Source organism: Aeromonas sp. ANP5, from assembly GCF_963870295.1.
Lineage (GTDB): Bacteria > Pseudomonadota > Gammaproteobacteria > Enterobacterales > Aeromonadaceae > Aeromonas > Aeromonas veronii.
The window spans coordinates 34689-52314 of the sequence record NZ_CAWMRY010000009.1 but is presented as its reverse complement, the minus strand read 5'-3'; the positions used below and the strand labels follow the sequence as shown (position 1 = coordinate 52314).

Genomic DNA, 17626 nt, shown 5'->3' with positions numbered 1-17626 from the left:
ACGGATGAGAATGACATGAAAATCCCCCCTTTAGTCAGTTACTTGGGCAAGTCTGTCGGTTTTGGATTGACCGTCGCGGCGCTGCTGTTGCTGCTGTTTCCCCATTTTCGCGGTGGTGCCCAACTGCCCGGCATCATCACCAATGCCCGTGAACTGAGTTTCTCCTATGCCGCCCATCGGGCAGGCCCTGCCGTCGTCAACATCTACACCCGCAGCTTTGCCCCCAATCAGGGCAATCAGGGGGAACTGCGCCCGCAAGGGCTGGGTTCTGGCGTCATCATGAATCAGCGCGGCTATGTGCTGACCAACTACCACGTCATCGCCGATGCCGACCAGATCATCATCGCGTTGCAGGATGGTCGGGTCTTCAGTGCCGAGCTGGTCGGCACCGATCAGCTCACCGACCTCGCCGTGCTCTATATCGAGTCAGACAACCTGCCGGTGATCCCGCAGGATCCGGAGCGACTGCCAGAAGTGGGGGATGTGGTGCTCGCCATCGGCAACCCCTACAACGTCGGCCAGACCATCACCCAGGGCATCATCAGTGCGACCGGCCGTACCGGCCTCTCCAGCATGGGACCCGACAGCAATGGCCGCCAGGATCTGCTACAGACCGATGCCGCCATCAACGAGGGCAACTCGGGTGGCGCGCTGGTCAACGGCCGTGGCGATCTGGTGGGTATCAACACCGCCACCTATCACCTCAACGGCAATCAGGAGAGCTACGGCATCAGCTTCGCCATCCCCTACCGGCTGGCAAAACGGATCATGGATGAGCTGATCGCCAACGGCCGGGTGATCCGCGGCTACCTCGGGATCTCCAGTGTCGAGATCAACCCCATAGTCGCGCGGATGATGAACCTCGGCGACCTGCGTGGCCTGGTGGTGGAGAGTCTGGATCCCAACGGACCGGCGGCCAAAGGCGGCCTGCAGCGAGGGGATGTGCTGCTCAAGATCAACGGAGAGGCCATCAGTGGCGTACGCAGCGCCATGGACAAGATTGTCGAGAGCCGCCCCGGCACCAAGCTGACCATCTCGGTATTCCGCTCCGGCAAGCCGCTGGAAGTGGTGGTCACTATAGAGGAAGACCTGCGCTATCAGCAGAGAACGGCCAGCTCGAGCGCCGCATCGGCCAGCTAGCGTCACTCCTTTTAATGAGAAGGGCGGGAAACCGCCCTTTTCCATATCTGTCCCCTCGGCAACGTCTCTTACCGTGAGATGACTCACAGTTTCCCGCAACGCTTGCCCTGCCCCCGCCCCCCGATTTGTGCGCTACCGATCACACAAAACCAGCTTCAATAAGCACTCTTTTTACCTTTTCAGTATCCAAACGATCACTTCGGGGCCATTTCCTCAAGAATTTCCGCTTCGAATCGGAAAAACGCTACCTCCTCCGCATCGACGCGCAGGCTTAGGGTAACGCCATACCTTCTGCCAGCCTTGGAGAGCAGACATTGCAAACAGAGACTCACGACCAGACCCTGACCCCGAACAGCCCGGAGTTGCTGCGCCAGACCGATCATATCCTCGCGCGCATTTATCCACTGCTGGCCGAACAGGGCATCATCCCCAACGAGGTGCAACGGCAGATGCTGGCCTCCCATGTCAAAGCCATGGTGTGGCGCTCCCACAGCGGCGAGCCCCTGCCAGAAGTTGACCTCAGCCTGTTTGAAGAGATCTCCCCCCTCTCACTACGTCTCGCCGAACAGGTCGTCAGCTGGCTGGATCAACTTGCTTATGAAGAGGCACACCTCTTGTCCGTCCATTTTGAAGTCGCCAAAGAAAACGAACTCAGCTCGGTGCAGAACCCGTAACTCAAGGAGAAATCGATATGACAGCCATCAAACTCGTGATTGGAGACCGTCTCGGCAAGGGTCAGAAAGTGGGCGCAGGCGCGGAAGCTGCCGGGGCCAACGTGACCATCATCCCCGGCATGGCCGCTGACATGAAGCTCGGCGACGTGATGAACAAGGAGCAGGCGGATCTCGGCATCTCCTTCTGCGGCAGCGGCGGCGCCGGTGCGATCACCGCCCAGACCAAGTACGGCTACAAGTGCCGCTACGGCATGCGCTCTGTTGAAGAGGGCGTCACCGCCATCAACGAAGGATGTGTAGTGCTGGGCTTCGGTTTCATGGACAAGGAAGAGCTGGGCCAGAAGCTGGTCGAAGCCTTCGCCAAGAAGCACGGACGCGCCTGATGAAAGAGAACTTCACCACCCAGGTCATCGTCAACGGCAAGGGGACGACCCGCCAGCAGGCGTTTGCCTCCGCCCTCAGCCAGGTGCAACCCACACTGCTCAAAGACAACCAGCAGGTACTGCTGCGCATTGAGCCGGTCGATGTACAGGTGCTCAAAGCCGAGGAGTCGGTCCGGGTGGAGAAGTTCCTGTTCTTCTTCCTGCCGCGCCAGCGCCGCGAATACCGCGTCCAGCTGGAGATCAAGGTTCAGGTCACCAGTCTGGATGTCGCCAAAGTGACATTCACCCAGGTGTGATGCCTGCGCAGGCACAACCCCACAAGAAGGATACGTTGGATGTTTCTAATCATTTTTATCAAGTCACTCATCATTGGCGGCCTGGTTGGCGTCGGGGTGGGGGCCGGCGCGGCGCGGATGTTCCACGCCCCGACCGTACAGGGCATGGGTGCCTTCCGCACCCTGGGCGAACTCAACTCCTGCGAAGGGGATCCCGCTTCCCACTTCTCGTTTGGTCTGGGCTTCTTCTTCAACGCCTGGGCCTCGACCGTGGCGGCAGGCGCCTTCACCCAGGATGTGGATCACCGCATCATCCCGCACTGGGCCACGGCGGCACTGCTGTTCAAAAATCGGGATCTAGCCACCACTCTGCACGACCCGAAAAAGATGGCCATCGCCGGCGGCATCATAGGTGCCATCGTGGTTGCCTTCCTCAACAGCACGGCCGCAGCCGTCCCTGCTGCATTGCAGGTCACTGCGGTCAAGGTGCTGGTACCGGCAGCCAACCTGCTGGTCAACACCGTCATGCCGGTGATCTTCTGGCTCGCCGCCATCGAAGCGGGCAAGAAGTCCGGTTTCTGGGCCACCATCTTCGGCGGTCTGGCCCAGCTCATCATGGGTAACGCGGTACCGGGTCTGGTGCTCGGTATCCTGATCGGCAAGGGTGTGGAAGAGAGCGGTTGGAACCATGTCACCAAGGTGATGATGGCAGCCATCGTCCTACTGTTCGTGCTGAGCGGCTTCTTCCGCGGCTTCGACATGAAACTGATTGAATCCTTCCATATGGGCGTCCCCCTGTGGCTGGAAAACGTCCATAACCTGCTGAGCGGCAAATAAGGGGTCACACCATGGATGAGAAATTGAAAAACAACTTCTGGTATGCCGACTGGTCATTCCCCATCTTCGTCGGCCTGCTCTCGGCCGGGGTCTTTGCCGGTACCCACATGTTCTATCTGTACGGGGTCGGGGCCTTCAACGAGGTAGCCTTCGTCGCCATGCTGAAAGCCGGAATGGACACGGGTGCCTACGGCGCAGTAGCCGCCTTCGGTGCCAGCTTCCTGTTCGCCCGCATCATCGAGGGATCCCTGGTGGGGATCCTGGATATCGGCGGCGCCATCCAGACCGGGGTCGGCCTCGGAGTGCCAGCCCTGCTGCTGGGGGCTGGCATCGTCTATCCGGTGGAGAACTTCGGCGCCTCGTTGGCAACTGGCATGGGGATTGGTCTGGCCATCGGCTACGTCATCATTCTGGCGCGCAAGTTCACCATCAACCAGAGCAACTCCACTTACGGTGCTGACGTGATGATGGGTGCTGGCAACAGCTCTGGCCGCTTCCTCGGCCCCCTCATCATCCTCTCCGCAATGGGCGCTTCCATCCCCATCGGTATCGGTTCCCTGCTGGGTGCACTGCTGTTCTACGTGTGGGGCAAACCCATCACCGGCGGTGCCATTCTGGGAGCCATGCTGCTGGGTACCTTCTTCCCGGTCGCCCTTGTGTAAGTACCAGCCGCCCTGCGGGGCGGCTCGCCAGAGGTTATCAGCATGTACGACATGATCATCAGAGCCGGGCGTCAGGGAGATGGCCAGCTCGTCGATATTGCCATCAGGGAGGGCAAAATCGCCGCCATCGGCTCCCTGCCGGAGACGGCAGCGGCGCAGCAGACACTGGATCTCGGCGGCCGGGTGCATGTGAGCGCTGGCTGGATCGATGGCCACACCCACTGCTACCCCGCCTCCCCCATCTATCACGATGAGCCGGACAAGGTGGGCGTAGAGTCCGGCGTCACCACCGTCATCGACGCCGGCAGCACCGGAGCCGATGATGTGGATGACTTCCAGCAGATCGCTGCGGGCTGCAAGACCCGGGTGAATGCCCTGCTCAACATCTCCCGCATCGGTCTGCTACGCCAGAACGAGCTGGCGGATAGCCGGGACCTCGATATGGATCTCGCCTCGGCAGCCATTCGCCGCCACCCCGACTTTATCGTTGGCATCAAGGCGCGAATGAGCGGTAGCGTGGTCGGTGAGAACGGCCTGCAACCGCTGCGCATGGCCAAGGCCCTGCAACAGGCTCACGGCCAGCTGCCGCTGATGGTGCACGTGGGTAACACACCGCCGAATCTGGACGAGATCGTCGCCCTGCTGGGGGATGGCGATCTGCTGACCCACTGCTTCAACGGCAAGCCGAACCGCATCCTGACTCCGGCTGGCGAGCTGCGGGTCGCGGTGCGCGAGGCGATGAAACGGGGCCTTTTGCTCGACATCGGCCACGGCGGCGCCAGCTTCAGCTTCGAGGTGGCGGAGCTGGCTATCCGACAGGGGATCCTGCCCCGCACCATCAGCTCCGACATCTACTGCAAGAACCGCATCAAGGGGCCGGTCTACAGTCTGGCTCACGTGATGTCGAAGTTTCTCGCCATCGGCATGACGCTGGAACAGGTGCTCGCCTGCGTCACCCATCAGGCCGCTGATGCCCTGCGCCTTTCCGGCAAGGGGCGGCTAGAGGTGGGAGCCGATGCCGATCTGACCCTGTTCGAGGTCGCCAGCGGCCCGACCCTGTTTATGGATACCGAAGCCCAGTCCCGCAGCGGTGACCAACAACTGCAGCCTCTCGCCGCCCTGGTCGGTGGCGAACTGGTTCTGACTCACTATGGGAAATCACACCATGCCTTCTGTTTATGAGAAATATCAGCTCAAACCGGTGATCAACGCCTCCGGGCGCATGACCATACTCGGCGTCTCCACCCCCGAGCAGGAGGTGGTCGATGCAGTCAATTTTGGCCTGGGCCACTACTTCGAGGTCAAGGATCTGGTCAACAAGACCGGCGCCTATCTGGCTGGTTTACTGGATGTGGAAGATGCGGTGGTGGTCTCCTGCGCCAGCGCCGGCATCGCCCAGTCAGTCGCCGCCATGATAGTGCGCGGCGATCCCTATCGCCTCGAGCACCTGCATACCCATCACCATGAGGTGCCGAGTGAAATCGTGCTGCCCAAGGGGCATAACGTCAACTTCGGCGCCCCGGTCGGTACCATGGTCAATCTGGGTGGCGGCAAAGTAGTGGAAGCCGGTTACGCCAACGAGTGCTCCCCTTCCCAGCTGGCCGCTGCCATCAATGCCAACACAGCAGCCATCCTCTACATCAAATCCCACCACTGCGTGCAGAAGAGCATTCTGTCGGTGGCAGAGGCTGCCGAGGTGGCCAAGACCCACGGGCTCCCGCTCATCGTCGATGCGGCTGCCGAAGAGGATCTGCGCCTCTACTACAACCAGGGGGCGGACCTGGTCATCTACAGCGGCGCCAAAGCCATCGAAGGGCCCACCAGCGGGCTGGTAGTTGGCAAGCGTCAGTACGTGGAGTGGGTCAAGCAGCAAGCCAACGGCATCGGCCGCGCCATGAAGGTGGGCAAGGAGGGGATCCTCGGCCTGACTCACGCCATCGAGCGCTATCTGGCCAAAGAGAAAGAGAGCGGCGCCGCCATGGTTGCCAAGATGAGCCCCTTCATCGAGCGCCTCAACCAGCTGCCCGGCGTCACCGCCAAGGTGGTATGGGACAGCGCAGGACGTGACATCGCCCGCACCGATATCGCCTTCGACCACCAGCAGATCGGCATGACCACAGTGCAGGTCGTCACCCGTCTGCAACAGGGCACGCCTGCCATCTACTGCCGCGGCTACAAGGCCAACGAGGGGCACATCGAGATCGATGTGCGCAGCGTCTCCGTGCCCCAGCTCGACCAAATCCACTCTGCCATTGCCAACCTCGTTCAGGAGAATCGCTGATGTCCCTTACCCCCAACTACTACCGTGATCGGGTCTGTCTCAACGTATTGGCTGGATCCAAGGAGAATGCCGTCGAGGTGTACGACGCAGCCGAAGGCCACGTGCTGGTCGGTGTGCTCTCCAAAAACTACCCGGATATTCCCTCCGCAGTTGCCGATATGAAGGAGTACGCCAAGCTTATCGACAACGCCCTCTCCATCGGGCTGGGCGCCGGCGATCCACGCCAATCCGCCATGGTGGCCGAGCTGGCCTGCCAGCTGCAGCCCCAGCACGTCAATCAGGTGTTCACCGGTGTTGGCGCCAGCAGGGCGCTGCTCGGTCAGTCGGAAACGCTGGTCAACGGCCTGATCTCCCCTACCGGCATGCCGGGCATGGTGAAGATCTCCACCGGCCCGCTCAGCGCCGGGCAGCCGGATGGCATAGTGCCCATCGATACAGCCATCGCCCTGCTCAAGGACATGGGCGGCAGCTCGGTCAAGTTCTTCCCCATGGGCGGGCTGGCCTGCCGCGACGAGTATCAGGCAGTAGCCGAGGCTTGTGCCCGCAACAACTTCTGGCTGGAGCCCACCGGTGGCATCGATCTGGAGAACTTCGAGGAGATAGTGCGGATTGCGCTGGACGCCGGAGTCGAGAAGGTGATCCCACACGTCTACAGCTCCATCATCGACAGCGCGAGCGGGCACACTCGCCCCGAGGATGTGCGGACTCTGCTGGCCATAGTGAAACGACTGTTGGCCTGATGGCAGTCACGGGCGCCGGTTCAATCACTGACCGGTGCCTGGCCTGCTGGTGGCATGCTTGTTAACATCGGTCCTTTTATCGTGCAACAGGAGACGTTCATCCCCACATGATCAAGCTGCCCCACCCGAGACTGCACCAGCTGCTGACCCAACTTCATGCCGAACCACTGCCGCAGGAGGAGCTGGCTCGCCGCCTCAATGTCTCCACCCGCACGGTGCGCACCGATGTGGCGACCCTCAACGAACTGATTGCCACGCACGGCGCTCACCTGCTCCACCAGCGTGGCAGCGGCTACCAGCTGAAAATCTACAATCAGGGACTGTTCGACGCTCTGCTGGCGACACAGGGTCAGGATAGCGGCCTGCCACGCACCAGCCGGGAGCGGGTGCTGCACTTGCAGATCCTGCTATTGACGGCAGAGCAGGGGATCAAGCTCGATGAGCTGGCTGATACCTGGTATCTGAGCCGGGCGGCACTGCAGGGGGATATGGCGGAAGTCCGTGAGCAGCTCAGCCACTTCAGGCTCAGCGTCGAGAGCAAACCCCGCTTGGGGATGCGCATTCAGGGGGAGGAGACGGCGATCCGTGCCTGTTTGACCCAACTGCTCTATCAGGAGTTGCTGCACAACAACCAGTTGCAAACCCTGCTACCCAACCTCTGCCCCAGCAAGACGATGGAGGTAGTGGGCAATCACATCCATGCCCAGCTTGCCCGACATCAGCTGCGTCTCGCTGACGAGAGCCTGCAGCAGCTCACCATCTACTGCGCCGTTGCCCTGCTGCGTCAGGCATCCGGTCACGAGTTGCGCCACTTCGCCAGCGAAGATCTGACTCTGCCGCTGCTGGCAGTATCTCGCGATATTTATGCGGTATTGCCAACCCTGACGCCCCCCGTAGAGGACGAGATCTCCGGGCTCGCCATCCAGATCCAGGCGCGCCTGATTGCCGATACTCCCCAGCTCAGCCCTGCAATGGCCGCCGAGAGCGAACAGCTGGTGGAGCATCTGCTGACCTACATTCATCAACACTACCCTTACGACCTGCGAGGCGACCAACAGCTGCGGGCCGACCTGCAAACCCATATCAGCACCATGCTGCTACGGGTCAAATACCAGATAGGCAACCACAACCCGCTGGCCGATCACATCAAGCAGTACTACCCCCTCGCCTACGACATCACGCTGGCGGCCATTTCGGAGTGGATCAAGCAGACCCCCTACAGACTGACCCACCACGAGATCGGCTATCTGGTGATCCATATCGGGGTCGGGCTGGAGCGCCACTACGACATCGGCTACACCAGACGCCCGCAGGCGCTATTGCTTTGCGATGCAGGCAACGCCACCTTCCGGGTACTGGAAGCACGCATCAAACGTGAATATCCCCAGTTACAGCTGACCACGCTTGAATCGGTGCGGGATTACGAAGGTCTGGCGCAGATCGCGCAGGACTTTGTCATCAGTACCGTCAAGGTGAACGAAAAAAACGCCCCCGTGGTACTCGTTGCCCCCTTCCCGACCCAATACCAGCTGGAGCAGCTTGGCAAGCTGGTGCTGATCGACCGCACCCGCCCCTACATGCTCGACAAATATTTCGATGCCGACCACTTCATGGTGGTAAAAGAACCCCTTACCCAGGCCGAACTGTTTACCCGTATCTGTGATCAGCTGGAGGCGGAAGATCTGGTGGAGAGCGGCTTCAGAGCCTCACTGCAGGAGCGGGAGCGGATCGTCTCCACCATGCTGGGAGAAGGGATCGCCCTGCCCCACTCCCTCGGTCTGCTGGCGCGCCGCACCCTGGTTTACACCGTGCTGGCACCGCAGGGGATCGACTGGGGCAACGGGGAAATCGCGACGCTCATCTTCGTGCTGGCCATCAGCAAGGCCGATTACGAAGAGGCGATGGGTCTCTACGATCTGTTTCTGGCACTGATGAACGAAAAAGCCAGCAGGAATCTGCTGGCTTGTCGCGATTTTGCCAGCTTCAAAGCGCTGGCGCGTACCGGTTCATAACATAAAACGAGGAGTGACTACTCCTCGTTGAAGCCGGAGGTGAACAGCTCCACCACGGCGGCCAAGGCCTCGACCTCTTCGGGCCCCTCAACCTGTACTTCCACCTGCCGCCCTTGCGCCGAATCCAGCATCAGCAGGCCGATGATGCTGTCAGCATCGGCCTCCACACCATCTTCATTGCGCAGCAGCACGTGAGCATCGAAACCCTGCACCAGCTCGAACAGCATCATGGCTGGTCTGGCATGAATACCCAGTTTGTTTTTCACTTCAACCGAGGCGGAAACAGTCATCGGGTCGTCCTATTGGTCCGTCAGGATTGGGGGGCACTCTTGTCGAGAGTGCGGTGGCGGATCTGCACGTTCTTGCCGAGCAAACGGAATGCACTGGCCAGCCGTTCTGCAATAAAGACCGAGCGGTGCTGACCGCCGGTGCAACCGATGCCGACCGTGAGGTAGCTGCGATTGTTGCGCTCCAGATGGGGCAACCAGGTAACCAGCATGTTCTCGATCTGCTGGGTAAACAGCATCACGTCAGCCTGCGCCGAGAGGTAGTTGGCGACCGGCTCATCCTTGCCGGTGAAGGGCTTGAGCTCGGGGATCCAGTGTGGATTGGGCAGGAAGCGAGCATCGAACACGAAGTCGGCATCCTTGGGAATGCCATACTTGAAGCCGAACGACTCGAACACCAGCACCAGCTCGTTCTCTTTCTTGCCGAGTACCCGGGTTTTGATGAGCTCGCTCAGGTCGTGAATGCTGAGGGTGGTGGTGTCGATACGCAGGTCAGCAGTCGAGGAGAGTGGCGCCAGCAGGTGGGTCTCCTCCCGAATCGCCTCATCCAGCGACAGCTTGTTGCGTGAGAGGGGGTGCAGGCGGCGGCTCTCGCCATAGCGCTTGAGCAGGGTGCCGTTGTCGGCGTCGAAGAAGAAGCTGGAGAACTCAACCCGCCCCTCATTGCGCACCTGAGCCAGCAGATTTTCCAGTTTCTCCGGATCGCTCGGCAGGTTGCGCACATCGATGCTGACCGCCAGCTTGTCGTACTGGCTCTCCACCGAGACAATAAGCTGGGGCAGCAGATTGACCGGCAGGTTGTCCACACAGTAGTAACCCAGATCTTCCAGCACTCGCAGGGCTACCGTTTTACCGGAGCCCGAACGTCCACTTACCACGATTAACTGCATCTTGTTCCCTCACGCCAAAACGGGTGTCTCATCCTTGGCCTGCTGTCAGGCCGAGGTCATGATCTGATAGAGCTCTTCGTCGCTGGTTGCCTGACGCAACTGGCGGCAAACCGCCTTGTCACCCAGCTTGGAAGCCATCAGAGAAAGGGTCTTGAGATGCTGCTTGCACTCGCTTTCCGGCACCAGCAAGGCAAACAGCAGGTCAACCGGTTGATTGTCGATGGAGTCGAAAGGAATAGGGTCGGCAAAGGTCATCAGAATCGCGGTTGGCGGGAACTCATCGTCAATGCGACCGTGGGGGATCGCAATACCGGCACCGATCCCGGTACTACCCATTTTTTCGCGGGCCAGCAAGCATTCAAACAGCGCCTGACGGGAGGTGCCAAGGCGTTCGGCGGCCAGCTCGCTGATGATTTCGAGGGCGCGTTTCTTGCTGGTACAAGGGACTGCACTCTTGGTGCAGTCCCGACTCAGTATGTGTTCAAGTTGCATGGTTATTTTTTATTTAACTTATCTTTGTGCTTGATGATCTGCCTGTCCAGCTTGTCGAGCAAGGTGTCTATCGCAGCATACATATCGGCATGTTCAGAGTTGGCGAACACTTCGCCACCGCTGACGTGCAATTTGGCTTCCGCTATCTGGTTCAGTTTTTCCACGCTAAGCACCACATGAACATTGTTGATGTGGTCGAAGTGACGCTCGAGTTTGGCAAATTTGTTATTCACATAATCACGCAGAGCTTCGGTGATCTCGACATGGTGTCCGGTCAGGTTAATTTGCATAACATCATCCTTTTGTTTGCCTAAACCAGGCGTTTGCGCTGATTGGAAGGTGGGATAAACAAGGATTCGCGATACTTAGCGATCGTGCGTCTCGCCACCATAATACCCTGTTCGGCCAGCAAATCCGCGATCTTGCTATCACTTAACGGCTTGGCAGGATTCTCTGCCGTGACCAGCTTCTTGATGAGCGCGCGAATTGCGGTCGATGAGCACTCTCCTCCTCCTTCGGTGTTCACATGGCTGGAGAAAAAAAACTTCAATTCGAAGATACCACGGGGGGTATGCATGTACTTCTGGGTCGTCACCCGGGAGATGGTCGACTCATGCATCTCTACCGCTTCGGCGATGTCATTGAGCACCATCGGCTTCATCGCCTCTTCACCATACTCGAAAAAGCCCTGTTGCTGCTCGACAATGCAACTGGCCACTTTCAGCAGGGTATCATTGCGACTTTCCAAGCTCTTGATGAACCACTTGGCTTCCTGCAAATGGGAGCGGATAAACTGGGTGTCGGTGCTGCTGCGGGCGTTGCGGGCCATGGCGGCATAGGTCTCGTTGACCCGGATGCGGGGGGCGGAGTCGGGATTGAGCTCGACCACCCACTTGCTGCCCTTCTTGACCACGGAGACGTCGGGGATCACGTACTGGGAGTCGCTCTGGATGATGCCATTGCCGGGACGCGGCTCCAGCAGCTGGATCAGATCCAGCACCTCCTTGAGGTCGCTCTCCTTGAGTTTTGTCTTGCGAGCGAGGGTGCGGTAATCCCGGTTGCCGAGCAGCTCCATGTGCTCGAGGATCACCTCTTTGGCCTCATTGAGCCAGGGGGTCTGCGGGTCATACTGATCCAGCTGGATCAGCAAACACTCCTGCACAGAACGGGCAGCAATGCCGACCGGATCGAAGTGCTGAACCCGCTTGAGTACCGCCTCGACCTCATCGAGTTCCACCTCTACGTCATCGCTGGTAACGGCAGCCTGGATATCCTCCAGCGCAACGGTCAGATAACCGGATTCGTCGATGGCATCGATGATGGCAAGCGCGATGGCGGCATCCACGTCGCTGAACGGCGTGAGCCGCATCTGCCACAGCAGATAATCCTGCAGGTTTTCGGTGGTCTCTCCCTGATAGACGCTATCTTCCCCATCGTGGATGGGGCCTGCGCTCTGGGCGGTGCCGGCAGAGTAAACCTCGTCCCAGGTGGTATCCACCGGCAACTCGTCCGGCATCTGCTCCTGGGCCATGGCATCGCTGGAGTCCAGCTGGCTGGCATCGACCGGCGCTTCCGGACTGGTCTCTTGCGCCTCGCTCTCTTCCTGCTCCAGCAGAGGGTTGTTTTCGAGCGCTTGCTGAATTTCCTGCTGAAGTTCCAGAGTGGAGAGCTGGAGCAGACGAATCGCTTGTTGTAATTGCGGCGTCATGGTCAGGGACTGACCGAGACGCAACTGTAATGTCGGCTTCATCTACGTCGGGATATCCTTATGTTCAGCGAGGCACTCGTCAAAGGAAATGAAGGCATGCCCCCTTACTATAGACTGAATTGATCGCCCAAATAGACGCGCTTGACCTGCTCATCGGCAAGGATGTCAGCCGGTGCACCTTCGGCAATCATCTTGCCGTGGCTGACGATATAGGCCTTCTCACATACGTCCAGAGTCTCTCTGACGTTGTGGTCGGTAATCAAGACGCCAAGGCCTCTATCTTTCAGATGCTGAATGATCTTCTTGATGTCTATCACAGAAATCGGGTCAACCCCTGCAAAGGGTTCATCCAGCAGAATAAAACGCGGCTCGGCCGCCAGCGCACGGGCGATCTCGACCCGACGGCGCTCACCGCCGGAGAGGCTCTGACCCAGGTTGTCGCGAATGTGGGTGATGTTGAACTCTTCCAGCAGTTGCTGAACCTTGTCCTCACGCTCCTCACGGCTCAACCCCTTGCGGGTCTGCATCACTCCCATCAGGTTGTCGAACACCGACAGGCGACGGAAGATGGAGGCTTCCTGCGGCAGGTAACCAATGCCATTGCGCGCCCGCACATGCATGGGCTGCAGGCTGATGTCCTGATCGTCGATGGTGATGAGACCGGCATCGCGCTGTACCAGCCCCACGATCATGTAGAAGGAGGTGGTCTTGCCCGCCCCGTTGGGGCCGAGCAGGCCGACAATCTGGCCGGTGCCCACTTCAAGGCTGACGTCACTCACCACCATGCGGCGCTTGTAGCTCTTCTGCAGGCCCACTGCTTTTAACACTGCCATGGCTTATTTTCCCTGCTTCTTCTGGTCGGCGGGCTTGTCGAAATTCTCTACCTGATCCGGCAGGAACACGGTTTTGACCCGCTGGCTCGGGCTCTTGCTCTCGGCAATCATCTTCTGTTTGACGATGTCGTAGCGGATCAGATCGCCATTGACCTGGCTATCTTCCTGCTTGAGCTGACCGTTGCCGGTGATGGTCACCAGCCGGTTCTTCAACTCGTAGCGGATGGTATTGCCGTGGGCATTGACCGGCTTGCCGTTATCCAGGATCTGGAAGAAGGTGGCGGGCTTGCCGTAGGCAGTCATCACCTCGGCTCCTTTCTCGCCGGAACGGGTCACTACCACCTTGTCAGCCTTGATCCGGATGGTGCCCTGATTGATGGTCACATCCTCTTCGAAGGTGATGCGGTTGTCCTGCATCTCGGCCACCTGTTTGACGGCATCGACGTAGACCTTCTCGGCAAAGTCGGACTCTTTGGCAGTCACCGCACCACACAACAACAGGGCTGCGAGGGCCAGATTAGCGTTTTTCATTGAAATAGATGGCATGGCCTTGATCCAGTAACTCAAAATATTTGCGGTCCAGATGGCCCTTGAGGCCAACCCCTTGGGTCTGGAAATCCCGACCCAGAATGTTCACTTCCCGGTTGCTGCGCACATCCTGTGTCACCAGATCCAGCTCCAGATAGGGGGTATCCAGTGTGGAGATGAAAGAGGTGGGCAGCAGACCATCCAGATGCACCTTGTCCCGCAGGATGACGTTGTCGCCGGTGTTGAGCACGCCGGTTTCGGCGGTCACCTTCCACTCGGCGGCACCCTGATCGTCATACATGTAGACCACCGGCTTGTCGAAGGTGGCCTGCTCGAGGATTTGATAATACTCGGCGTAGGTCGACTCCAGCCGCTCGGTGCGCTTGCCGTTGATATCAAAACGGGTGGTCACCAGATCTTTGGCGACAAAATCCGGCTGATAGTTTTCGATTTTGACGGCGCTCTCCGGCACCAGCTCAACCTTGCCCAACTGCCAGGCAACCAGCGCGACCAGAAACAGCAGGGCAAACAACAGGGTCTGTCTGCTCATACCGAGGCCTCGGGCTGATAATCGTCGTGGCCCTGCGCCTGCAAAATGAGGTCACACACCTCGCGCACCGCGCCCATGCCACCGCCAAGCCGGGTCACCATATCGGCACGACTCAGCACCAGCGGATGGGCATCGGCCACCGCGATACCCAGGCCGCAGGCGGCCATCACCGGCAGATCGATGGTGTCATCGCCCATATAGGCAGCCTGTTCCGGGCTCAGCCCCAGCTTGGCCAGCAGCGCTTCGAAGTGAGGCAGCTTTTTATCAGCCCCCTGCACCACATGAGCCACCCCCAGGCTTTTCATCCGATCACTGACGATTCGGGAGTTGCGCCCTGTGATGATGGCGATCTCGATCCCGGCATTGAGCAGTGCTCGTATGCCCGCACCATCACGGGTGCAGAAGGTTTTCAGCTCTTCGCCGTTGTTTCCCATGTAGATAAGGCCGTTGGAGAGCACCCCGTCCACATCGCACACCAGCAGGCGGATTTGCGCCGCCTTGTCGAACTGGCTGCGCGTCACCGGACCATAGAGGGTCGGTACGTTTTGCATCAAATTACTCCGGCTTTCAGCAGGTCGTGCATGTTGAAGGCACCGAGCGGGCGCTTGTCACCATCCACGACCAGTAATCCGTTGATTTTTCTCGTTTCCATCAGCTTGACGGCTTCCGCAGCCATCATCTCTGGACCTACGGTAACACAGTTGGCCGTCATTACGCGGCTGATGGGGGTGTGATGGATATCGATCTGCTGGTCGAGAATGCGGCGCAGGTCGCCATCGGTAAATAGCCCGGCCAGCAGGCCATTGCCATCGACCACAGCTGTCATACCGAGCCCCTTGCGGCTCACTTCCAGCAGCGCCTGGCTGATGGTGGCATCTATCCCTACCTGGGGCAACAGCTCACCGCTGTGCATCAGATCGCCGACCCGCAGCAACAGACGCTTGCCAAGGGAACCGCCCGGGTGAGAGAGGGCGAAGTCATCGGCGGTAAAACCACGCGCTTCCAGCAGAGCCACCGCCAGGGCATCGCCCATCACCAGGGTTGCCGTGGTACTGGAAGTGGGTGCCAGACCCAGCGGGCAGGCCTCTTTCTCCACCTTGATGCACAGGTGCACATTGGCCTCTTTGGCCATGGTGGAGGCGGGATTACCGGTCATGCAGATGAGCGGTATGCCGCGGCGCTTGAGCACCGGCAGCAGGGCCAGGATTTCGTCGCTCTCGCCGGAGTTGGAGATGGCGATGATAAGGTCGCCGCTGGAGATCATCCCCAGATCGCCGTGACTCGCTTCTCCCGGGTGGAGGAAGAAGGCCGGTGTGCCGGTGCTGGCGAGGGTGGCGGCGATCTTGCTGCCGATATGGCCCGATTTGCCCATGCCGGTGACCACTATCTTGCCACCGCAGCGCAGCACCATTTCGCACGCCTTGTCGAAGGCGTCGTTCAGATACTGATAGAGTCCATCAATGGCTTGCTTTTCTGTGTCCAGCACCGCGCGGGCACTGCGACGAAAATCGAACAGTTCAGACACTTTCTCAGGCTTTACAGACATAAAGACACAGCTCCGGGCCGAAATTAGCTGCGGGATTATAAAAAAGTCTGCCCGGATAAGCGAATCGGATGGCAAGTCCCGCTCTCAATGACGCACTTTGTTACAGAAAACTGTCGTGCAAATGGGCTTGCAGCCTGTTCAATAGTTGTTCCTTGCTGTTGCTTAGACCTAGACTACCCCATAAAATTCGCACCTCATTTACACCGGATGGACAATTGTTTGAACAATGACCTGATCACCATCTCCGATCTGACCTTCAGTCACGGAGATCGGCTGTTGTATGACGGGATCAACCTGACCATTCCTCGTGGCAAGGTAACCGCCGTCATGGGCCCGAGCGGCATCGGCAAAACCACCCTGCTGCGGCTGATCGGTGGCCAGCTCAAGCCGGAGTCCGGTCACATTCTGTTTGACGGGGAAGATATCCCCACCCTCTCCCGCTCGCGCCTCTATGAAGTGCGCAAACGGATGAGCATGCTGTTCCAGAGCGGCGCCCTGTTTACCGGCATGACGGTCTACGACAACGTGGCCTTCCCGCTGCGGGAGCACTCCGGCCTGCCGGAGGAGCTGATCCACACCATCGTCATGATGAAACTGCAGGCGGTGGGCTTGCGCGGCGCAGCGAAACTGATGCCCTCCGAGCTCTCTGGCGGCATGGCGCGCCGGGCGGCGCTGGCTCGGGCAATTGCGCTCGATCCTGACCTCATCATGTATGACGAGCCGTTCGTCGGGCAGGACCCCATCACCATGGCGGTGCTGGTCAAGCTGATCAAGGAGCTGAACGATGCTCTCGGTATCACCTCCGTCATCGTCACCCACGACGTGAAAGAGGTGCTGAGCATCGCCGATTACGCCTACATCATTGCCAATCGCAAGGTGGTGGCGCACGGCACGCCGGACCAGCTGCGCGAGGAGCACAATCCCGAAGTCGAGCAGTTCCTCAAAGGATTGCCCGATGGTCCTGTTCCGTTTCATTTTCCGGCAGGCGATCTGCTACAGGATCTCTGATGTTGATAAGTCAAATAAGCAAGCTGGGGCGGGTCGGAGTGCGGTTTATCAGCTCCGTCGGTCGAGCCACCATCATGTTGTTCCATGCGCTGGCGGGCAAACCCGAGCCGCGCAAGCACTTCCCGCTGCTTGTCCAGCAGCTCTATGTGGTGGGTGTGCAGTCGGTGGCCATCATTCTGGTCTCCGGCCTGTTCATCGGCATGGTGCTCTCGCTGCAGGGTTACAACGTCTTGAAGGATTTCGGTGCTGAGCAGAGCTTGGGGCCGCTGGTATCCCTCTCCCTGCTGCGGGAGCTGGGCCCTGTAGTCACGGCGCTGCTGTTTGCCGGCCGTGCCGGTTCGGCCCTGACCGCTGAAATCGGCCTGATGAAAGCCACCGAGCAGCTTTCAAGCCTCGAGATGATGGCGGTCGACCCGCTGCGCCGGGTGGTTGCCCCCCGCTTCTGGGCTGGCGTCATCAGCATGCCGCTGCTGGCCTTTATGTTCAGCCTGATCGGCATCTTCGGCGGCAAGCTGGTTGGTGTGGACTGGCTCGGCGTGGACGAAGGGGGCTTCTGGTCTGCCATGCAGGCCTCCGTCGACTGGCATGAAGACATCATGCAGGGCGCCATCAAGAGCCTGATTTTCGCCCTGGTGGTCACCTGGATTGCGCTCTTTAACGGCTATGATGCCAAGCCGACCTCGGCCGGGATCAGTCAGGCCACGACCCGTACCGTGGTCCACTCATCCCTCGCCGTGCTCGGCCTGGATTTTATACTCACTGCAGTCATGTTTGGATAAG

22 protein-coding genes are annotated in these 17626 nt (G+C 59.5%); 12 read left to right on the top strand and 10 right to left on the bottom strand.

The genetic code is table 11. The annotated features are described in order from the left end of the window. Positions 1-15 precede the first annotated feature (15 nt). The 10 genes from degS to AACT07_RS07295 all read left to right on the top strand — a co-directional run bounded on the left by degS (position 16) and on the right by AACT07_RS07295 (position 9004). Entirely contained in the window at positions 16-1140 is a 1125-nt protein-coding gene (gene degS / locus AACT07_RS07340) for an outer membrane-stress sensor serine endopeptidase DegS (RefSeq protein ID WP_069527050.1), read from the top strand. Between the two features lie 314 nt (positions 1141-1454). Further along, on the top strand, positions 1455-1814 hold the full coding sequence (locus tag AACT07_RS07335) for a transcriptional regulator (RefSeq protein ID WP_005355140.1): 360 nt from the start codon (positions 1455-1457) through the stop codon (positions 1812-1814). Between the two features lie 17 nt (positions 1815-1831). Further along, positions 1832-2197 (top strand): SFCGS family glycine-rich protein, encoded by a 366-nt coding sequence (locus AACT07_RS07330; RefSeq protein WP_005355141.1) that lies wholly within the window; start codon positions 1832-1834, stop codon positions 2195-2197. Further along, positions 2197-2493 (top strand): DUF4312 family protein, encoded by a 297-nt coding sequence (locus tag AACT07_RS07325; RefSeq protein ID WP_019444839.1) that lies wholly within the window; start codon positions 2197-2199, stop codon positions 2491-2493. Before AACT07_RS07330 ends, AACT07_RS07325 begins: the two co-directional genes overlap by 1 nt. 39 nt (positions 2494-2532) lie before the next feature. Then, positions 2533-3309: a DUF4311 domain-containing protein gene (locus AACT07_RS07320; protein WP_005341754.1), complete on the top strand. Its 777-nt coding sequence runs from the start codon at positions 2533-2535 to the stop codon at positions 3307-3309. 11 nt (positions 3310-3320) lie between these two features. Beyond that, entirely contained in the window at positions 3321-3971 is a 651-nt protein-coding gene (locus AACT07_RS07315) for a DUF4310 family protein (protein ID WP_005355144.1), read from the top strand. Between the two features lie 42 nt (positions 3972-4013). Continuing rightward, complete coding sequence (locus AACT07_RS07310) at positions 4014-5153, top strand: amidohydrolase/deacetylase family metallohydrolase (protein ID WP_069527049.1); 1140 nt, start codon at positions 4014-4016, stop codon at positions 5151-5153. After that, positions 5137-6252, top strand: coding sequence for a DgaE family pyridoxal phosphate-dependent ammonia lyase (locus AACT07_RS07305; RefSeq protein ID WP_069527048.1), 1116 nt, complete (start codon positions 5137-5139; stop codon positions 6250-6252). Before AACT07_RS07310 ends, AACT07_RS07305 begins: the two co-directional genes overlap by 17 nt. Beyond that, on the top strand, positions 6252-6992 hold the full coding sequence (dagF, locus tag AACT07_RS07300; RefSeq protein WP_069527047.1) for a 2-dehydro-3-deoxy-phosphogluconate aldolase: 741 nt from the start codon (positions 6252-6254) through the stop codon (positions 6990-6992). Before AACT07_RS07305 ends, dagF begins: the two co-directional genes overlap by 1 nt. A gap of 107 nt (positions 6993-7099) precedes the next feature. After that, positions 7100-9004 carry a BglG family transcription antiterminator gene (locus AACT07_RS07295; RefSeq protein ID WP_069527046.1) on the top strand — a complete coding sequence of 635 codons (1905 nt, stop codon included), beginning with the start codon at positions 7100-7102 and terminating at the stop codon, positions 9002-9004. 17 nt (positions 9005-9021) lie between these two features. On the opposite strand, the gene npr is transcribed toward AACT07_RS07295, so the two are convergent. From npr to AACT07_RS07245, 10 genes are all read right to left on the bottom strand, one after another. Then, positions 9022-9294, bottom strand: a complete 273-nt coding sequence (gene npr / locus AACT07_RS07290) for a PTS phosphocarrier protein NPr (protein ID WP_005336318.1) — start codon at positions 9292-9294, stop codon at positions 9022-9024. A 20-nt stretch (positions 9295-9314) separates the two neighbouring features. Next, the gene (gene rapZ, locus AACT07_RS07285; protein WP_040068818.1) at positions 9315-10181 is read right to left on the bottom strand and encodes an RNase adapter RapZ; all 867 of its coding nucleotides are present in this window, start codon (positions 10179-10181) and stop codon (positions 9315-9317) included. A 45-nt stretch (positions 10182-10226) separates the two neighbouring features. Then, entirely contained in the window at positions 10227-10673 is a 447-nt protein-coding gene (gene ptsN / locus AACT07_RS07280; RefSeq protein WP_005336322.1) for a PTS IIA-like nitrogen regulatory protein PtsN, read from the bottom strand. A gap of 2 nt (positions 10674-10675) precedes the next feature. Then, a complete protein-coding gene (hpf, locus tag AACT07_RS07275) occupies positions 10676-10963 on the bottom strand; it encodes a ribosome hibernation promoting factor (RefSeq protein ID WP_005336323.1) in 288 nt (95 codons plus the stop codon). Positions 10964-10983: 20 nt separating this feature from the next. After that, on the bottom strand, positions 10984-12423 hold the full coding sequence (locus AACT07_RS07270) for an RNA polymerase factor sigma-54 (RefSeq protein WP_005336331.1): 1440 nt from the start codon (positions 12421-12423) through the stop codon (positions 10984-10986). Between the two features lie 65 nt (positions 12424-12488). Further along, a complete protein-coding gene (lptB, locus tag AACT07_RS07265; RefSeq protein ID WP_005336333.1) occupies positions 12489-13214 on the bottom strand; it encodes an LPS export ABC transporter ATP-binding protein in 726 nt (241 codons plus the stop codon). Between the two features lie 3 nt (positions 13215-13217). Beyond that, positions 13218-13745: a lipopolysaccharide transport periplasmic protein LptA gene (gene lptA / locus AACT07_RS07260; RefSeq protein WP_040068817.1), complete on the bottom strand. Its 528-nt coding sequence runs from the start codon at positions 13743-13745 to the stop codon at positions 13218-13220. Continuing rightward, entirely contained in the window at positions 13732-14292 is a 561-nt protein-coding gene (lptC, locus tag AACT07_RS07255; protein WP_005336338.1) for an LPS export ABC transporter periplasmic protein LptC, read from the bottom strand. The genes lptA and lptC overlap by 14 nt, the downstream gene beginning before the upstream one ends. After that, complete coding sequence (gene kdsC / locus AACT07_RS07250; protein ID WP_069527045.1) at positions 14289-14843, bottom strand: 3-deoxy-manno-octulosonate-8-phosphatase KdsC; 555 nt, start codon at positions 14841-14843, stop codon at positions 14289-14291. Before kdsC ends, lptC begins: the two co-directional genes overlap by 4 nt. Beyond that, complete coding sequence (locus tag AACT07_RS07245; protein WP_069527044.1) at positions 14843-15838, bottom strand: KpsF/GutQ family sugar-phosphate isomerase; 996 nt, start codon at positions 15836-15838, stop codon at positions 14843-14845. Before AACT07_RS07245 ends, kdsC begins: the two co-directional genes overlap by 1 nt. 207 nt (positions 15839-16045) lie before the next feature. Here AACT07_RS07245 and mlaF point away from each other — a divergent pair, with 207 nt between their 5' ends. Both mlaF and mlaE read left to right on the top strand, forming a co-directional pair. Beyond that, positions 16046-16846, top strand: a complete 801-nt coding sequence (gene mlaF / locus AACT07_RS07240; RefSeq protein WP_005336343.1) for a phospholipid ABC transporter ATP-binding protein MlaF — start codon at positions 16046-16048, stop codon at positions 16844-16846. Then, on the top strand, positions 16846-17625 hold the full coding sequence (gene mlaE / locus AACT07_RS07235) for a lipid asymmetry maintenance ABC transporter permease subunit MlaE (RefSeq protein ID WP_005336345.1): 780 nt from the start codon (positions 16846-16848) through the stop codon (positions 17623-17625). The genes mlaF and mlaE overlap by 1 nt, the downstream gene beginning before the upstream one ends. The last annotated feature ends 1 nt before the right edge of the window (position 17626 follow it).

Excerpts from the sequence above, each read along its gene's own strand:
- dagF (WP_069527047.1), top strand. The coding sequence starts at position 6,252 with ATGTCCCTTACCCCCAACTACTACCGTGATCGGGTCTGTCTCAACGTA.
- lptA (WP_040068817.1), bottom strand. The coding sequence starts at position 13,745 with ATGAAAAACGCTAATCTGGCCCTCGCAGCCCTGTTGTTGTGTGGTGCG.
- AACT07_RS07330 (WP_005355141.1), top strand. The coding sequence starts at position 1,832 with ATGACAGCCATCAAACTCGTGATTGGAGACCGTCTCGGCAAGGGTCAG.
- AACT07_RS07295 (WP_069527046.1), top strand. The coding sequence starts at position 7,100 with ATGATCAAGCTGCCCCACCCGAGACTGCACCAGCTGCTGACCCAACTT.
- rapZ (WP_040068818.1), bottom strand. The coding sequence starts at position 10,181 with ATGCAGTTAATCGTGGTAAGTGGACGTTCGGGCTCCGGTAAAACGGTA.
- mlaE (WP_005336345.1), top strand. The coding sequence starts at position 16,846 with ATGTTGATAAGTCAAATAAGCAAGCTGGGGCGGGTCGGAGTGCGGTTT.
- hpf (WP_005336323.1), bottom strand. The coding sequence starts at position 10,963 with ATGCAAATTAACCTGACCGGACACCATGTCGAGATCACCGAAGCTCTG.
- AACT07_RS07325 (WP_019444839.1), top strand. The coding sequence starts at position 2,197 with ATGAAAGAGAACTTCACCACCCAGGTCATCGTCAACGGCAAGGGGACG.
- lptB (WP_005336333.1), bottom strand. The coding sequence starts at position 13,214 with ATGGCAGTGTTAAAAGCAGTGGGCCTGCAGAAGAGCTACAAGCGCCGC.
- ptsN (WP_005336322.1), bottom strand. The coding sequence starts at position 10,673 with ATGCAACTTGAACACATACTGAGTCGGGACTGCACCAAGAGTGCAGTC.
- mlaF (WP_005336343.1), top strand. The coding sequence starts at position 16,046 with ATGGACAATTGTTTGAACAATGACCTGATCACCATCTCCGATCTGACC.
- degS (WP_069527050.1), top strand. The coding sequence starts at position 16 with ATGAAAATCCCCCCTTTAGTCAGTTACTTGGGCAAGTCTGTCGGTTTT.
- kdsC (WP_069527045.1), bottom strand. The coding sequence starts at position 14,843 with ATGCAAAACGTACCGACCCTCTATGGTCCGGTGACGCGCAGCCAGTTC.
- AACT07_RS07320 (WP_005341754.1), top strand. The coding sequence starts at position 2,533 with ATGTTTCTAATCATTTTTATCAAGTCACTCATCATTGGCGGCCTGGTT.
- AACT07_RS07305 (WP_069527048.1), top strand. The coding sequence starts at position 5,137 with ATGCCTTCTGTTTATGAGAAATATCAGCTCAAACCGGTGATCAACGCC.
- AACT07_RS07270 (WP_005336331.1), bottom strand. The coding sequence starts at position 12,423 with ATGAAGCCGACATTACAGTTGCGTCTCGGTCAGTCCCTGACCATGACG.
- AACT07_RS07310 (WP_069527049.1), top strand. The coding sequence starts at position 4,014 with ATGTACGACATGATCATCAGAGCCGGGCGTCAGGGAGATGGCCAGCTC.
- AACT07_RS07315 (WP_005355144.1), top strand. The coding sequence starts at position 3,321 with ATGGATGAGAAATTGAAAAACAACTTCTGGTATGCCGACTGGTCATTC.
- npr (WP_005336318.1), bottom strand. The coding sequence starts at position 9,294 with ATGACTGTTTCCGCCTCGGTTGAAGTGAAAAACAAACTGGGTATTCAT.
- lptC (WP_005336338.1), bottom strand. The coding sequence starts at position 14,292 with ATGAGCAGACAGACCCTGTTGTTTGCCCTGCTGTTTCTGGTCGCGCTG.
- AACT07_RS07245 (WP_069527044.1), bottom strand. The coding sequence starts at position 15,838 with ATGTCTGTAAAGCCTGAGAAAGTGTCTGAACTGTTCGATTTTCGTCGC.